Below are 14,495 nucleotides of genomic sequence, written 5' to 3' on the forward strand. Positions count from 1 at the left end.
CCCCGCGGCCGCCGCACTCAGCACTTGATGTCGTAGGTCTCCGCGGAGGCGACGAACGACGCGACGGTGAGGGAGATGATCTCGATCGTGGCCGGCGCGCTGTCGAGCACGTTGGCGGCGAACTCGTCGGCGTTGGTGTAGGCGGCGTAACCGGCGATCAGCTTCTCGTTCATGGGAACTGCCTCTCTCGAAACGTGGACCGAAGGGCCGGGATTTCGTCGGCCGCTCCGTCTGACGAGGTGAAATCTGGCACGCGCCGCGCGGGCTGTCGACGACCCTTCGGCAGCGACGTTTAGCCGGGAACCGGCCCTATCTGCGGGAACCGGCGGACATCGGCAAGCTGGGGCATTGCTTGGAAAGGACCTCAAAACGCCGCGGTGCGGTTCCCCTGGACCGGGGAACCGCACCGTGTGGTGACACCAGCGGACACGGGAGGGAGGTCTCCCGCCGGGCCGCCGCGTCGAAGAAGCCGGACGAGTGCCGGATTCAGCAGCCGACGTCGAAGGTGGCCGCGACGCTGGCACCCACGGAAGCGGCGGAGACGACCCAGCTCACGGTCTCGATGGTGGCCGGCGCGTCGCCCAGGGTGGTCGAGCCGAACTCGTCGGCGTCGGTGTAGGCGGCGTAACCGGCGATGAGCTTCTCGTTCATGAGAATGACCTCTCTAGCGATCTGAAACCGTGGCCCGAAGGCTTTCCGGCTTTCTTCTGACAAAGAGAAATCTGCCACATCCTCGGAGGGCTGTCGACGCTTTGAAATTTGACCCGTTTAACCAGAATCACGGCTGACCTGCGAGAATGCGGCAGGAACTCAATATTGCGGATCCGCAGGCCTGTCCGGACCTCCATGACTTCCCTGACTTCCCTGAACGCAAAATGGTGCGGCTCTCCGGCAATTACCGGAAAACCGCACCATCGGCAGCGAAATACAGTGCCGGCCTCAGACCGTGGCGGCAGCCGCCTCCGCCTCCATACGGGCCTTCGCCTGCTCCGTCCGCTCCGTCATGACCTCCACGAGGCCCTCCATGCCCATGGGGTCGAAGTCCACCAGGTCGGCCACGGCCCCGATGCCGGAGATCAGCGCGATGAAGCCGACCCGCGAGGACGTGGTGTACATCTGCGTGACCTCCTGGGCCCGCTCCATGTACTCCTCCCTCAACCGGTTGGGGTCCATGAAGAAGCGCACGTACGTGAGGATGTCCTTGAACAACTGCCGGTAGACGCCGTCGAAGCGCTGGAGGGCGTGCGCGGCGTGCGCGGGGTCGGCCAGCGCCACGTTCAGCGCGCGCGCCGCGAGCCACGCACCCGAACTGCCGAGCCAGACCCCGGAGGAGAACAGCGGGTCGACGAAGGCGGCCGCGTCACCGACCGCGACCCAGCCCGGCCCGTGGAAGGTGTCGCTGAGGTGCGACCAGTCGCGCGCGGTGCTCAGCTCCGCCTGCGTGTCGGCGGCGTTCACCATGGTCTTGGCGATGTTGCTGGCGGCCAGGCCCCGCAGGTAGATGTCCCGCTGGCTCAGCCCCTCGCGGAGCAGCTCCGTCAGCTGCTCCGCCGGCAGCACGAGCCCCATGCTCAGCTTGTCCTTGGACAGCGGGATGGCCCACATCCACCCCCCGCCCTCGATCGCCTCGCACAGGATGTCGTCGCCGTGCTCGATGGGTGTGAACGTGTCGTAGTAGCCCCAGATCGCCACGTTGCGCAGGTCGTCCTGCCACTGGGTCTCCGTGGTCCGGCGGGCGACGACGCGCGACTGCCCCGAGGCGTCGACCACGTAGCGGCTGTCGACCTGGTACCGCTCCCCGGCGTGCGTGTACACCAGGCCGGTCACCGCACCCGAGTCGGCGACGAGCACCTCGGTGACGTGCGCCTCCTCCAGGACGGTCGCGCCCAGCGTGCGGGCGTTGTCCAGCATCAGCTCGTCGAGCTCGCTGCGGGTGACGTGCCAGGCGTGGCTGTAGACGCTGCCGGTGGAGGAGAAGTCGCTGCGCCACGGCTGCGGGTCCTTGCCCCAGCGCAGGGAGATCCCGGACTTGTGCTGGAAGCGCCGGTCCAGCTCCTCCACCAGGCCGAGTTCCTCCATCAGCGGGGTCATGCCGGTGACCAGCGACTCCCCGATGTGGTAGCGGGGGAACTTCTCCCGCTCCAGGATGAGCACCCGGTGTCCGGACCGGGCGAGGAGCCCGCCGACCGTCGAACCGGCCGGTCCGCCGCCCACCACGACCACGTCGTAGCTCTGGATGTCAGTCATGTGCGAAGTCCCTTCCAGGGATCTGTCTCGGTGGTCGATCCGGTCCGGTTCAGGACGGCCGGAGGACATCGGTGATGGGGGAGGAGAGGTTGCGGGCCGGCTCGGCGGGGTCGATCCCCGCGTCGAGGAAGGCCGTGGCGACGGTGTCGGCCAAGGGCTCGCTGCCGTCGCCCGCGTCCGTCGCGTGCCGTACGAGCGCTTCGGCGAACACCTGGGCGCGGTGCTGGCCGAAGCTCAGCTCCTGCCGTGCCCGCCGCGGGTCGTCCGGCTCGAAGGCGCATCCGACCGACGGGGTGAGGGCCCGGGTGAAGGGCGAGGTTCCCTCGGCGAGCAGTCCGGTGGCCTGGAGCGCGGACGCGCAGTCGCGGGCGACCCTCCAGGAAGGGCGCGGGAGGTAGACGACGAGGGCGTCGTTGCGGGGGTACACGACGGGGGAGGAGGCGATCTTCGCCTGCCAGGGCACGCCCGAGTCCTCCAGGAAGTCCACCAGGCGCCGCCAGACCTCCGGCGCGGCGCTCGGCGTGTCCAGGTGCCCGTACAGGCGCAGCAGCGGTCCCCTGCGCTCGGGCGCGGGGAGGCTGGAGTTGGCGAGGAAGAAGCCCGACGACAGACCCGGCCGGGCACAGGGCATGACGACGGTGACCCGGTCGCTGCCGCTGCCGTCGTCGACGCGCGCGATCACCCGGTCGTGCGGGACGCGGACCCGCAGCCCTTCCAACTGCACGACGAGGTGGTCCTCGGCCTCGGCGGCCAGCCGCCCCACGGAGGTGGTGGTCCGTTCCCCGGTGGCCTCGTCGAGAGCCGCGTCCAGGGCGGCGTTGCGCAGGGACCGCGGTTTGGCGTCCAGCGGCTTGGCGCGGCCGGAGTGCAGGGTGTCGTAGAGGACGGAGCCCAGGCGGCGGGCGAGCGCCTGCGGATTGTCCGCCTCGTAGAGCTCGCCGGCGGTCTCCGCCTTGAGCCCGCCGGCGGTCACGGTGACCCGCTCGGCCAGTACGGCGATGCGGTCGGCCAGGCCGAGGTTTCCGTACGGCATGTCAGGCCTCCAGACCCAGGGACGAGGTGAATTCGGCCGGGGACAGGAGCACCGTGCGCCCGATGCCCGCCGCGGCCTTGGAGACGGGGGACAGGCGGGTCGAGGAGCTCGCGGTGGCGAGCATGCGGTCCATCATGTGCCAGCCGGCGTAGGCGGCGGCCCGGGCCGAAAGCTCCCCGTCGTCCCGGACGGAGCGGGGGGCGTGCTCCAGGTAGGCGGCGTAGAAACGGCGGACGATCGGGCTGCGCTGCTCGATCTCGCCGACACCGGTGGCGATGATCTCCTCGTGCGTCGGGGTGTGCCCGATCGGCGAGGACTCGGCCAAGGTCACCGGGATCCGCAGGGCGGCCTGGAAGAGCCACTCGCCGGCGAACGCGCCGAGGTCCCTGGCGGGATCACCGATCCGGGCCTCCTCGAAGTCCGTCAGGTACAGCCGCCCGCCGGCGAGCAGGAACTGGTCCAGCCGCATGTCGCCGTGGATCGGGCACCGGGACGGGACGGACTCGTCGTCCGCGCGGCGCAGTCGGCGCAGGGCCTCGGCCAACTGCGGGTCGCCGTGCATCAGCCGCCACGTGGCCAGTTCGGCGGCGGTCGCCCCGGTGAAGAAGGCGTACGGCACCGCGTCGAGGTTCCCGGTCGGCGGCAGCGGGTGCGGCGCGGTGTCGAAGCCCGCCGGGTCCAGCCCGTGCACGGCGGCGACGGCGACGGCCGCCTGCTCGGCGAGCACCTCGTCGAAGGCGTCGTCCGCGGCCAGTTCGGCACCGCTGCGGCTCTCGAGCAGCCGGGCGAAGACCAGCAGCCCGTTCTCCGGGTCCGAGCCGAGGAGGCGCGGCGTCGCCACGCGGTCTCCGGCCGCGGCGCAGAACGCCGTGGTGCGCTCCAGCCGGGCTTCCCTGTCGGGCCCGTTGATGCGTTTGACGAAAACATCCGTTCCGTCGGCGGTTTTTCCGCTCCAATTGTCATTGCGTCCGGGATTCGCCTGCACAGTGGCCCGGTCGAGAATTCCCACCCCGAGCCGTGCGAGCAGTGAATCGACCTCCGGAACACCGTCAAGATCGACCGGCGTGAGCTGGACGGCCCCGCCTCGTACACGGCTTCCTGTCTCCATACGGCGGACAGTAAGGACGGATCAGCGCAGGCGGCAACCTCCAATTTTCCCGGTAAGTTGAAGTTCGGGGAGACCCCGTGCCCGCCCTGCTGGGCCGTTTCTCCCACGGCATTCAAGTAATGGTTGGTGGCCCCGCGCCGACGCGGCTGTAATCCTCCGTATGCCGGACGCAGCGGACGCCATCCATCACACGACACTCGACAACGGCCTGCGCCTCGTGGCCCAGCGCGTCGAAGGAGCCAGCGGGGTCGGAGTATCGGTGAACTACCGGGTCGGCTTCCGGACCGAGACACCCGGACGGTCGGGCTTCGCCCACCTCTTCGAGCACATGATGTTCCAGGGGTCCCGCAACACCGTTCCGGGTGAGCACTTCGCCGCCGTGCAGGCGTGCGGTGGGATCGTCAACGGCAACACGTTCCCCGACTCGACCGACTACTTCCAGGTCGTTCCCGCCGGCGCGCTGCGCAAGGTGCTGGACCTGGAGGCCGACCGCATGGGCTTCCTGACGATCTCCCCGGAACAGTTCGCCACGCAGCGCAGCGTGGTGAAGGAGGAGATACGCCTCCAGGTCACCGGAAAGCCCTACGGCGGATTCCCGTGGACCGCGCTGCCCGGCGTGATGTTCGAGCGGTGGGCGAACACCCACAACGGCTTCGGTGAACTGGCCGACCTCGACGCCGCGACCACCGAGGACTGCGGCGCCTTCTTCCGTACCTACTACGCCCCGGGCAATGCCGTCCTGGCCATGTGCGGCGACCTCGACCCCGAGCAAGCCCTCGCCGAGGCCCGCACGGCCTTCCGCGCCGTACCCGGCCGGACCGTCCCCGGACCTCCGCCCGACCTGGCCGAGCCGCTGCCCGAACAGGAGCGGCGCGGCGTCCGCTTCGACCCGCTGGCCCCCCAGCCGGCGCTGGCGCTGGGCGCCCGCCTCCCCGACGCCGGCCACGACCTGCGCGCGTACGCCGCCCACGTCGCGCTCACCCACCTGCTGACCACCGGCGGCCACGCCCGGCTGCGCGCCGCCCTGACCCCGCTCGGCGCGAAGGTGGACTCGGCCGCGGGCTACTTCGGGCCGCTCGCCGTCACCCACCCCGACACCTTCGTCATCGTCGCCCACCACGCCCCCGGGCTGGCCGGAGAGGTCGAGGAGACCGTCAAGGGCCACCTCGCGGAGGTCGCGAGCGGAGCGGCCCACGGAGCGGAGACGGCGCGTGCGGTGGCCTGTGCCCGAACCGCCCTCTACCGGGACTTCGACTCGATCGCCTACCGCGTACGGTTCCTCGCCCGCGGAGCGCTCCTCTTCGACCGGGCCGCGATCGGCGAGGACCTCGCCCGGAACATCGACGACCTCACCGACGGCGACCTCGCCGCCGCGGCGGCCAACGTGTCCTCGCCCGCGGGACGCGCGCTGCTCACCCTGCTGCCCGAGGAGCCCGCCCGATGAGCGCACACACCGTGCCTGCCGTGTCCGCCGTGTCGGCGATCCCCGCCGCCGCCGCCGTGCCCGCCCCGGAAGTCCTCACGAGCCGGACCCCGGGCGGGCTGCGCCTGGCCGCCACCCCCCTGCGCACCGTCCCGCTCCTCCAAGCCCGCCTCGCGCTGCGGCTGCCCCTGCACACCCCGGCCGACCTGGCGGCCTCGGACGTCGTGGCCGCCTGCTGGTCCCTCCACCCGGCCACGGCCCGGCTCGAACAGGCCGGCGGCATCGCCGCCGCGAGCCGCCGCCGCGACTGGCTCCTGCTCGGCCTGCACGCCACCGCCGACCTCCAGTCCCTCATGGCGGACACCCTGGCCGACCTCGTCCACGCCACCTTCGACGCCCGTACCGTCGAACGCGCCGTCGCCCTGGTCACCCAACAGGCCGCCGCGGCCGCCTCCCAGCCCTCCGTGCACGCCACCCGCCTCATGTGGTCGCAGTACTACGGGCATCTGCCGCCGGCCGTGGACCCGGCGCCGGATCCCGCTCTGACGGCCGCCATCACCCCGGGCGACGTCACCGAGGCGTTCGCCCGGTTCGTCTCCCCCCACCGCGGCCACCTCGCCCTCGTCGGCGCCGCCGAGCCGGAGCAGGCCATGGCCCGGTTCGCGGCCGCCGTGTCCGGCTGGACGGTCCGCGGCCAGGATCCCGCCCCGGGCACCGCTCCGGGCCCCACCGGCCCGCCGACGCCCAGGATCACGACCGGCCACCGCCCCGGCCAAGCGCAGGCACGCATCCGCCTGGTCGCGCCCGCCCCGCCCCGGCGCGGCATCGAGGACTACGCCGCCCACCAGATCGCCGCCACCGTCCTCGGCGGCAGCTTCTCCTCCCGCATCAACACGGTGCTGCGGGAACGGGACGGCCTGGCCTACCGGTGCCGGGCCGCCACCGACTACGTAGACCGGGACGTCGTGGTCATCGAGGCCGACGTGCACGCCCGCCACGCCCCGCGGGCCATGCTGCTGCTGCGGGACCTGACCGAGGAGTTCGCCGCCACCGGCCCCACCGAGGAGGAGTTCCTCGCGGCCCGCGGCTACGTCACCGGCGCCTACGCGATCAACGCGGGCTCCCAGAGCGGCCGCGCCTCCCTGCTCACCGCGGCCGTCACCCAGGACCTCCCGCCGGCACTCACCGAGGTACCGCGGGCCGTCGCCCGCCTGACCCCCGCCGATGTCCGCGCCGCCGCCGCGCACTTCGCCCCGGACCGCTTCAGCGGCGCGGTCTGCGCCGACGCGGCCGGCCTGCCCGGCTCGTGGCCCTGGGAGTCCGCCGGATCCGGCCGCACCACCCCGCCCGCCTCCAGCAGCGAAGGATGACCACGTTGCCCACGATCAGCGTCATGTACCCGGCCATGCCCGCGGACATAGGGGACGTGCTGCCCTACGCCCGGGTCGCCGAGAACACGTCCGGCCGCCGCCTGTGGCTCGGACAGTCGTTCACCATCGAGACCCACACCGTCTTCGCCGCCCTGACCGGCATGGGCCTCGACATCGGCTTCGGCACCGCCGTCACCCTCATGCCCCTGCGCCACCCCATGACCGCGGCCGTCAACGCCCGGTCGATCGCGGCCCTGTCCGGGCACTCGTACATCAGCGGCATCGGCCCCGGTGGCCAGGAACTCCAGCGCCGCGTCAACGGGGCCCCGTACGAGAAGCCCGTGACGGCGGCCCGCCACTACGTCCGCATGATGCGCACCCTGCTCGACGGCAAACTCGCCACCGGCGATGACGGGCCCTGGGAGACCGAGGGGGTCGAACTCTCCGCGATGGACACGCCGCCGGTCGAAATCGGCCTCGGGGTGCTGCGCCCGGCCATGGCACGGCTGGCCGGGCAAGCCGCCGACTGGGCCATCACCTGGCTGACCCCCTTGTCCTACCTCGGCGAACGCCTCCTGCCCGTCATGGCGCAGGCCGCCCGGGACGCCGGCCGGCCCGGCCCCCCGCGCGTCGCCAGCGTCGTCCACTGCGCCCTCACCCGGCCCGGCCGTGACCTGCGACAGATCGCCCTCAAGGCCGTCGGACCGCACCTGTCCTCCCCCCACTACACCGACATGCTGCGCCAGGCCGGCATCCCCGTCGACCGCACCGACCCCGCCACCGGAGCGCGACTGGTCATCGAGCACGGCCTGTTCGCGACCGGCGACGCCGACCAGATCGCCGCCACCCTGGCCGCGTACCACGACGCCGGCGTCGACGACGTGATCGTCAACGTCTGCGGCCTGCACATGCACGAGGGGCCCGGCGCCGCGATCCGCGACCTCGCCGCCATCACCACGGCCTTCGCCCGGCGAGGTGAGCGGCGATGACCGTCCTGCCGACCCCTTCCCCGGCGGCCGCACCCGAGTTCCGCGCCCGCCGACTCCTCTACATCACCACCGGCGGGATGCAGGCGATGCTCCTGCCGGCCTGGATGAGCTGGCTGCGCACCCACTACCCGCACACCGAAGTCCACAGCGTGATCACCCGGTCCGCCCGGCGCTTCGTGGGGACCACCGCCGTCGCCGCCACGGGCGGCCGGGGGCTCCCGACCGTCGACACCTGGCCGGACGAACCGGACGGCGCCCTGCACACGCACCTCGCGGCATGGCCCGATGCCGTACTGGTCCACCCGGCGACCATGCACTTCATCGCCCGTCTCTCGACGGGCCTCGCGGACACGCCGGTGCTCCTCGCGCTCCAGTGCACCCGGGCCCCCATCGTGATCTGCCCGTCGCTCCCGCCGGGCGGCCACCTCAACCCGGCCTACCAGCGGCACGTGGTCGAACTGTCCACGAGGGAGAACATCACCGTCCTGCCGCCCGTGAACGGGGTCAGCGCGTCCACCGGCGAGGAGGGCATCGGCAGCGCCGCCTACCTCCCCGACGCCCTCACCGCCCTGGAGGACATGCGCGCATGGGCCGCGCCGAGCAGCGGTGATGCCGCGTGAGCGCGTACGGCGCCGGGCAGCAGACGTCCGCGTACGGCGCCGGGCAGACCTCCGCGTACGGCGCCGGGCAGACGTCCGCGTACGACGCCGGGCAGCAGACCTCCACGTACGGCACCGGGCTCCAGACCACCCGCGTCACCCGGCTCCCCGACGGAACCGTCCGCTGGAGCCACAGCCGCGGCAGCAACCACCCGGCCCCCTACCCGCCCGTCCCGCACGACTTCACGACGCGGGCGCACGCCGCCTCCGACGACGCGCTGCGCTTCGCGACGCCCGTGGAGGCCGACGCGCAGCACGGCACCTGGGACACCGCCGGGAGCCGCAGCGCCGCACGGCTCCTGCTCACGGGGGACGGCGCGTCCGAGCAGGACGGCAGGGACGGCCCGGACGAACCGGACGGCCCGGTCGGCTCCATGCTCGGCCGTCTCGGCGCCCGCCTGCGCGTCCTGCACACCGCGCGGCCCGTGACCGCGTACCTCGGCGAGTACCCGCCGCCGCCCGGCCTGACCCGGTTCCAGCCCTGGCTCGACGGCGGCCGCGGCACCCGGGCGGGCGCCGGCTTCCACTACCGGCTGCGCAGCAGCCTCGGTCCCGACCGGCTCGCCAAGCTGCGCGAGTTCACCGAGACCCTGCTGCGGGCGACGGACGCGGACACCGTGCTGCACGGCTGGCTGACGCTCGGCAACATCGTGATGCCCGACGACCCCGGCCCCGGCCGGCCGGCCGTCGTGCTGTCCGGCCTGGAAGCCGCCCGGGGCCGTCCCGAGACGGACATCGGCTGGATCGTGGGGGAGATCGAGGAGTTCCGCCGTACCGCCGAACTGGCCTCCACACCCCGGCCCCTCCTCCCCGGCCTGACAACGGCCTTCCTGGAGGGGTACGGCCCGGGCGGCTGGGACCGGGACGTCGTCGCCGCCGGGGCGGTGGTCCGCATCGCCACGCACGCCCACGACTTCGCCAACTACGTCGGCTGGCACGCCAGCCTCCACACGTACGTCCCGATGCTCGCGGACCTCCTGGACAGCGACGGGAACACCGCCCTGCCCGACCCGTGAGGCCCGGCACCGTTGCCGGGCTCCTGCCCGACCGAAGACGCAGCACACAGGGGGAATGCCGTGTCGCCGCAACCCGTCCTACCGCCCCAAGAGAAGGCGCGCCTCGTGTTGGACCTGCTGGGCAAGCGCATCACCCTCTCCCAGGCCGCGCAGCGTGCGGGCGTCTCGCCGCAGGCCGTCGCCAACTGGCGCCGACAGTTCATCAGCGCCGGCCACGAAGGCCTGCGCCCTCCCGTCCGCCGCTCCGAGGAGGCCGAGCGCGAACGCCGGCTCCTGGACCAGATCACGCTGTTGAAGGCGGCGCTCGGCGAGGCCCACCTCGCACTGCGCCAGCACCGCCGCGAACCCGGCCGCAGACCCGGCGGGACCCGCATCTGACCCCGGACGACCGGAACAACCGGCACGACCGGCACGACCGGAAGCACCCGAACGCCGTCCCGTCTCCTGCGAAAGGCACCCCGCCATGAGGCAACCCACACCGCACCAAACGCAGCCGCAGTCGCCGAATCCGAAGCCGAAGCCGATACCGAAACCGGTCGAGGACGGAGGCGTAGGCGGAAGCAGAGGCGGGGGCGGAGGCGGGGGCGGAGGCAACCCCATCCGGCTCCTGCGGGAACTCGCCACCACGCCCTGGCCACTCGCCGCCGCCCTCGTACTGGCCCTGACCGCGACCGCCGCCTCCCTCGCCCTGCCCCTCCTCGCCCGGGACGTCATCACCAGCTTCTCCCGGCACGAGTCGCTGCTCACCCCCGCCCTGTGGATGTGTGCCGCGGCCGTGGGCGGGGCGGCGGCCATGGCCGGCGGGGCCTTCCTCATCGCCCGTGCCGGCGAGCAGATGGTGTACCGGGTCCGCAACCGCCTCATGGGCCACACCCTGCGGCTGCCGCTCCAGACCGTCCGCGCACAGGGCACCGGCAACCTCACCGCACGGATCACCTCGGACGCCCTGCAACTGCGTCAGGTCGTCGACGTCGGCGCCCAGTTCCCGCTCGCCGTCCTCACGGTGCTCGCCACGCTCGGCGTCATGGCCTGGATCGACTGGGTCCTGACGCTGGTGACCCTGGCCTCCCTGCTCCTGGTCACCGGTGTCCTCTCCGCGACCTTCCGGCGCCTCAGGGCGAGCATCACCGGCCAGCAGATCGCCAACGGCCGGATCGCCCAGCGCTTCACCTCCCACCTCGAGGCGCTCACCGCCATCAAGGCGAACCGGGCCGAACCGCTCGCCGCCCGGGTCCTGGCCGACGACGCCGACGTACTGCGGCGCGAATCCCTGACCAGCGCCCGGCTCCAGTCGATCGTTCCGGCGGCCACCCAGCTCGGCAACCAGTTCGCGATGATCGCCGTCATCCTGACCGGCGGCACGCGCGTCGCCTCCGGGGACCTCGCGACCGCCGACTTCGCCGCGTTCCTCCTCTACCTCCTCCAGACGATCCCCTCGGCGACCACCCTCACCAACGCCCTGGGCCGCCTCCAGGCCGGGCTCGCCGCCCGGGACCGCTGCAACGAACTCCTCGCCCTCCCCGACGAGTCCACCGGATCGACCGCCGGCCCCGCCCCCGTCGCGGACCCGGCCGCCCCGGCCGTCGCCTTCCGCGAAGTCTCCTTCACCCACCCCGGCGCGGGCACGGCCTCCCTGCGGAAGATCTCCTTCGAGGCGCCGGCCAGGGGCCTCACCGCCTTCGTCGGCCCCTCGGGCGCGGGCAAGACCACCGCGCTCACCCTCATGGACCGCTTCGTACGGCCCGCCGGCGGCACCATCAGCGTCCTCGGCCACGATCAGGACACCTGGCCCCTGGCCGACCTGCGCGGACAGATCGCCTACGTCGACCAGAAGTTCACCCTGATCGAGGCCAGCGCGCGCGACAACCTCCAGCTGGGCAGGCGCACCCCCGCCACGGACGCCGAACTCGCCCGCGTCCTCGACGCCCTGGACCTCACCGACGCCATCAGCGCGCTCCCCGACGGCCTGGACACCGTGCTCGGCCGGGAGACCGACCTCTCCGGCGGCCAGCGCCAACGCATGGCCCTCGCCCGGGCCCTGCTCTCCGACGCCAAGATCGTGCTCCTCGACGAACCGACCAGCCAGCTCGACGGCATCAACGAGCAGCGCTTCCGCAACGACCTGGACACGCTCGCCGAGGACCGCGCGGTCATCGTCGTGGCCCACAGGCTCTCCACGATCCACCACGCACGGCACGTCGTCCTGATGGACTCCGGCACCGTCGTCGACTCCGGGGACCACCGCTCCCTGATGCGCCGCTGCCCCCAGTACCGCGACCTGGTCGCGACCCAGACCCTCCGCGAGACGGCCGCCACCCCGGTGGCCGCCGGCTGACCCTCGCCTCGTGCGAGACGAGGGACGCGAAGGCCGTGGCCCGGGACGAGTGGACGGCGTACGTCTCCACCCACCAGGCCCCGACACCCCGAACGACCGACGGACCCCGAGAGGAAAACATGCACCCCCGAACCAAGCGGACGCTCCACGCCACGCTCCTGGCCGCAGCCCTCGCCCTGAGCTTCGCCCCCTACGCCGGCGCCGCCCCCGCACCGCAGCCCCCCGCCTCCTCGGCGGACTTCGGCACACCCCCTGCGGGCTACGTCCACGAGACCTCCTTCTACGGAACGGCCGCCGCCTGCCAGACAGCGGGCAAGGCGGGCATCGCGGAAGGCAGGTGGACCGCGTACTTCTGCTACCAGGCGCTCCCCTTCACGCCCTTCCAGGAGCTCTACGTCAAGCTGTGACCCCTCACGGGCCGGGCGCGCACCGAGCTGCGCGCGCCCGGCCCGAGCGCGCGCGGGGACTCCGGGGCCTACGCGATGGAGGAGTTGGCGAGACACCTGACTACTGGACCATTCGGGCGGTCGTCGCACCGGCCGTCACCCCGAGCGGGTGACGGGGTCCGCGCCCGTCTCCCATGTCCCATAACAGGCCCTCGCGCCCTCTTTTTGGCATGGCGCCTCGCTGCGCTACTCGCTCTTCCGCGGCTTGAACGTGGTCACGGCTCAGGCCTGGCTTCTTCCAGCCCGAGGCGTACGACCCGCACCTGGACGTCGACTTCAGTCCGCTGCGCGGCGATGGCCCCGGCGCGGGCGGCTACGGCCAGGCGGCCTGACCACCCATGCCATGTCACTACTCCAGCGGCAGCGCGATGCACACGCGCGCACTTTTCCACGCAAGGCGGAAGACTCCTGACACCTACTCCCTGGTCATCCCGTCACTTCCGCAGCAATGCCCGGCTGCGGCCGGGTCCGCATGCCCCAGCGGGCAAGAGATGGGCCGGCAGCACCCAGCGCCGCGAAGAACACCGCCAGCAGCAGCCAGCCCGCCGTGCCGAGGCCGAGCACCACCGTGGTGAGGATCGCGGGGGCAAGAGCCTGGCCCGCGCTGAAGCCGAGGCCGAGGAGACCTTGGTACTGGCCCTGGGCATGGTCGGGGGCAAGACCGAAGCCCAGGGCGAAGCCCGCCGAGGACTCCCAGACCTCTGCCAGGCTATGGACGAAGATCGCTGCCAGGACCAATCCCGCTGCCGCCCAGACCGGGGTGTACGCCGCCAGCGCCATCATCGGGCAGCTGACGAGGAAGAGCAGCCCCGCGGTGCGAAAGGCCCTGCCACCGTCGTGCGGGGTTTCGATACGGGAGCCGATCCTGGTCTGCATCAGTACGCAGAAGGCGGCATTGACGGCGAACAATGCGGCCACCGTCCAGCGCGGCGCTTCGGTGTGTTCGGAGATCCAGATCGGCAGGAGCAGGGAGACCACCGGGTATTGCAGTCCCATGGCCCCGTAGAGGGCGGTGAACGTCAGGAACGGGCGGTCCGTGAAAGCGAGCCAGCGACGCTGCTGCGGCGGTGCTGCCAGCACCGGATAGCGGGGCAGCAGGAGCAGAAGCACAGCGCACAGGGCGAAGCTCGCCGCGTTGCCGAGGATCAGCGTGACATAGGCGCCACGGGTGTCCGCGGCCAGCGCCAGCCCGGCACCCACCGTTCCGAGAATGACGCCCAGGTTGACGAAGGTGCGCAACTTCGCCCGGAACAGGGCCGGGCGATCACCCCCGACCCGGACCACCAGAGCGCCCCAGGCCGCACCACCGGCCGCCGCGGCGATCTGGTCGACCGTCGCGATGATCGTGAGCGCGGCCCAGCTCTCGACGAGGACGAGGGCCGCCATCGACATCGCCTGGACCGCGAGGGCCAGCATCATGATCGTGCGCGCCCCGCGCCGGTCGGCGAGATTCCCCCCCCGGGTATCCCGGCGCACAAGCCGATCACTCCGGCGATGGTGAGCGCGGCGCCGACCTGCACCGCGGGCAGGCCCACGACCAAGGTGAAATAGAGCGCCGACGCCGCGTTGAACAGACCGTTGCCGACCCGGTTGGCGAAACTGGCGGCAATCAGCACGCGCTCCGGCCTGCTGTCCCCCGCCATGCGGCCTATTCGGCCTGCCAGGCTGCTCTTGATCACGGACGGCAGGCTAGCAGCGGGCGCAGAACCCGCCACAGTTGCACCAAGATCGCGTGCCCCGATTGCGACGAGTGCTCCATCCCCGAAGGCCGTGTCGGCAAACGAACGAATGACGACAGGCGCGGCAGGCGTCCAATGAACCCCGACTTCCTGGGGGCAGACGGCGGCGCAGATCCAATCAGATCCGATG

Annotated in this window: 15 protein-coding genes; 8 read left to right on the forward strand and 7 right to left on the reverse strand. The window is 72.2% G+C overall.

Annotated elements, in window-relative coordinates; all coding sequences use genetic code 11:
- Positions 1-17: 17 nt before the first annotated feature.
- From J7F03_RS03470 to lxmK, 5 genes are all read right to left on the reverse strand, one after another.
- Entirely contained in the window at positions 18-173 is a 156-nt protein-coding gene (locus J7F03_RS03470) for an LxmA leader domain family RiPP (protein ID WP_214947143.1), read from the reverse strand.
- 313 nt (positions 174-486) lie between these two features.
- Positions 487-651 carry an LxmA leader domain family RiPP gene (locus J7F03_RS03475; RefSeq protein WP_214947144.1) on the reverse strand — a complete coding sequence of 55 codons (165 nt, stop codon included), beginning with the start codon at positions 649-651 and terminating at the stop codon, positions 487-489.
- A gap of 288 nt (positions 652-939) precedes the next feature.
- A complete protein-coding gene (locus J7F03_RS03480; protein WP_214947145.1) occupies positions 940-2,247 on the reverse strand; it encodes an NAD(P)/FAD-dependent oxidoreductase in 1,308 nt (435 codons plus the stop codon).
- 49 nt (positions 2,248-2,296) lie between these two features.
- Positions 2,297-3,280 (reverse strand): T3SS effector HopA1 family protein, encoded by a 984-nt coding sequence (locus tag J7F03_RS03485; RefSeq protein WP_214947146.1) that lies wholly within the window; start codon positions 3,278-3,280, stop codon positions 2,297-2,299.
- 1 nt (position 3,281) lies between these two features.
- On the reverse strand, positions 3,282-4,388 hold the full coding sequence (lxmK, locus tag J7F03_RS03490; RefSeq protein WP_214947147.1) for a class V lanthionine synthetase subunit LxmK: 1,107 nt from the start codon (positions 4,386-4,388) through the stop codon (positions 3,282-3,284).
- A 160-nt stretch (positions 4,389-4,548) separates the two neighbouring features.
- Here lxmK and J7F03_RS03495 point away from each other — a divergent pair, with 160 nt between their 5' ends.
- From J7F03_RS03495 to J7F03_RS03530, 8 genes are all read left to right on the forward strand, one after another.
- A complete protein-coding gene (locus J7F03_RS03495; RefSeq protein ID WP_214947148.1) occupies positions 4,549-5,832 on the forward strand; it encodes a pitrilysin family protein in 1,284 nt (427 codons plus the stop codon).
- Positions 5,829-7,181: a pitrilysin family protein gene (locus J7F03_RS03500; RefSeq protein WP_214947149.1), complete on the forward strand. Its 1,353-nt coding sequence runs from the start codon at positions 5,829-5,831 to the stop codon at positions 7,179-7,181. Before J7F03_RS03495 ends, J7F03_RS03500 begins: the two co-directional genes overlap by 4 nt.
- Positions 7,178-8,170, forward strand: coding sequence for an LLM class flavin-dependent oxidoreductase (locus J7F03_RS03505; RefSeq protein ID WP_214947150.1), 993 nt, complete (start codon positions 7,178-7,180; stop codon positions 8,168-8,170). The genes J7F03_RS03500 and J7F03_RS03505 overlap by 4 nt, the downstream gene beginning before the upstream one ends.
- A complete protein-coding gene (locus tag J7F03_RS03510; RefSeq protein WP_214947151.1) occupies positions 8,167-8,790 on the forward strand; it encodes a flavoprotein in 624 nt (207 codons plus the stop codon). The genes J7F03_RS03505 and J7F03_RS03510 overlap by 4 nt, the downstream gene beginning before the upstream one ends.
- Positions 8,787-9,845 carry a hypothetical protein gene (locus tag J7F03_RS03515; protein ID WP_214947152.1) on the forward strand — a complete coding sequence of 353 codons (1,059 nt, stop codon included), beginning with the start codon at positions 8,787-8,789 and terminating at the stop codon, positions 9,843-9,845. The genes J7F03_RS03510 and J7F03_RS03515 overlap by 4 nt, the downstream gene beginning before the upstream one ends.
- A gap of 60 nt (positions 9,846-9,905) precedes the next feature.
- Positions 9,906-10,223: a helix-turn-helix domain-containing protein gene (locus J7F03_RS03520; RefSeq protein WP_308379001.1), complete on the forward strand. Its 318-nt coding sequence runs from the start codon at positions 9,906-9,908 to the stop codon at positions 10,221-10,223.
- Positions 10,224-10,308: 85 nt separating this feature from the next.
- Entirely contained in the window at positions 10,309-12,180 is a 1,872-nt protein-coding gene (locus tag J7F03_RS03525; RefSeq protein WP_214947154.1) for an ABC transporter ATP-binding protein, read from the forward strand.
- A 119-nt stretch (positions 12,181-12,299) separates the two neighbouring features.
- Positions 12,300-12,587 carry a hypothetical protein gene (locus J7F03_RS03530; RefSeq protein WP_214947155.1) on the forward strand — a complete coding sequence of 96 codons (288 nt, stop codon included), beginning with the start codon at positions 12,300-12,302 and terminating at the stop codon, positions 12,585-12,587.
- A 465-nt stretch (positions 12,588-13,052) separates the two neighbouring features.
- Here the strand turns inward: J7F03_RS03530 and J7F03_RS03535 are convergent, their stop codons facing one another.
- Entirely contained in the window at positions 13,053-14,045 is a 993-nt protein-coding gene (locus tag J7F03_RS03535; RefSeq protein ID WP_251071370.1) for an MFS transporter, read from the reverse strand.
- Positions 14,042-14,305, reverse strand: a complete 264-nt coding sequence (locus tag J7F03_RS40745) for a hypothetical protein (RefSeq protein ID WP_251071371.1) — start codon at positions 14,303-14,305, stop codon at positions 14,042-14,044. The genes J7F03_RS03535 and J7F03_RS40745 overlap by 4 nt, the downstream gene beginning before the upstream one ends.
- Positions 14,306-14,495 lie beyond the last annotated feature (190 nt).

The organism is Streptomyces sp. ISL-43 (assembly GCF_018614195.1).
Classification (GTDB): Bacteria; Actinomycetota; Actinomycetes; order Streptomycetales; family Streptomycetaceae; genus Streptomyces.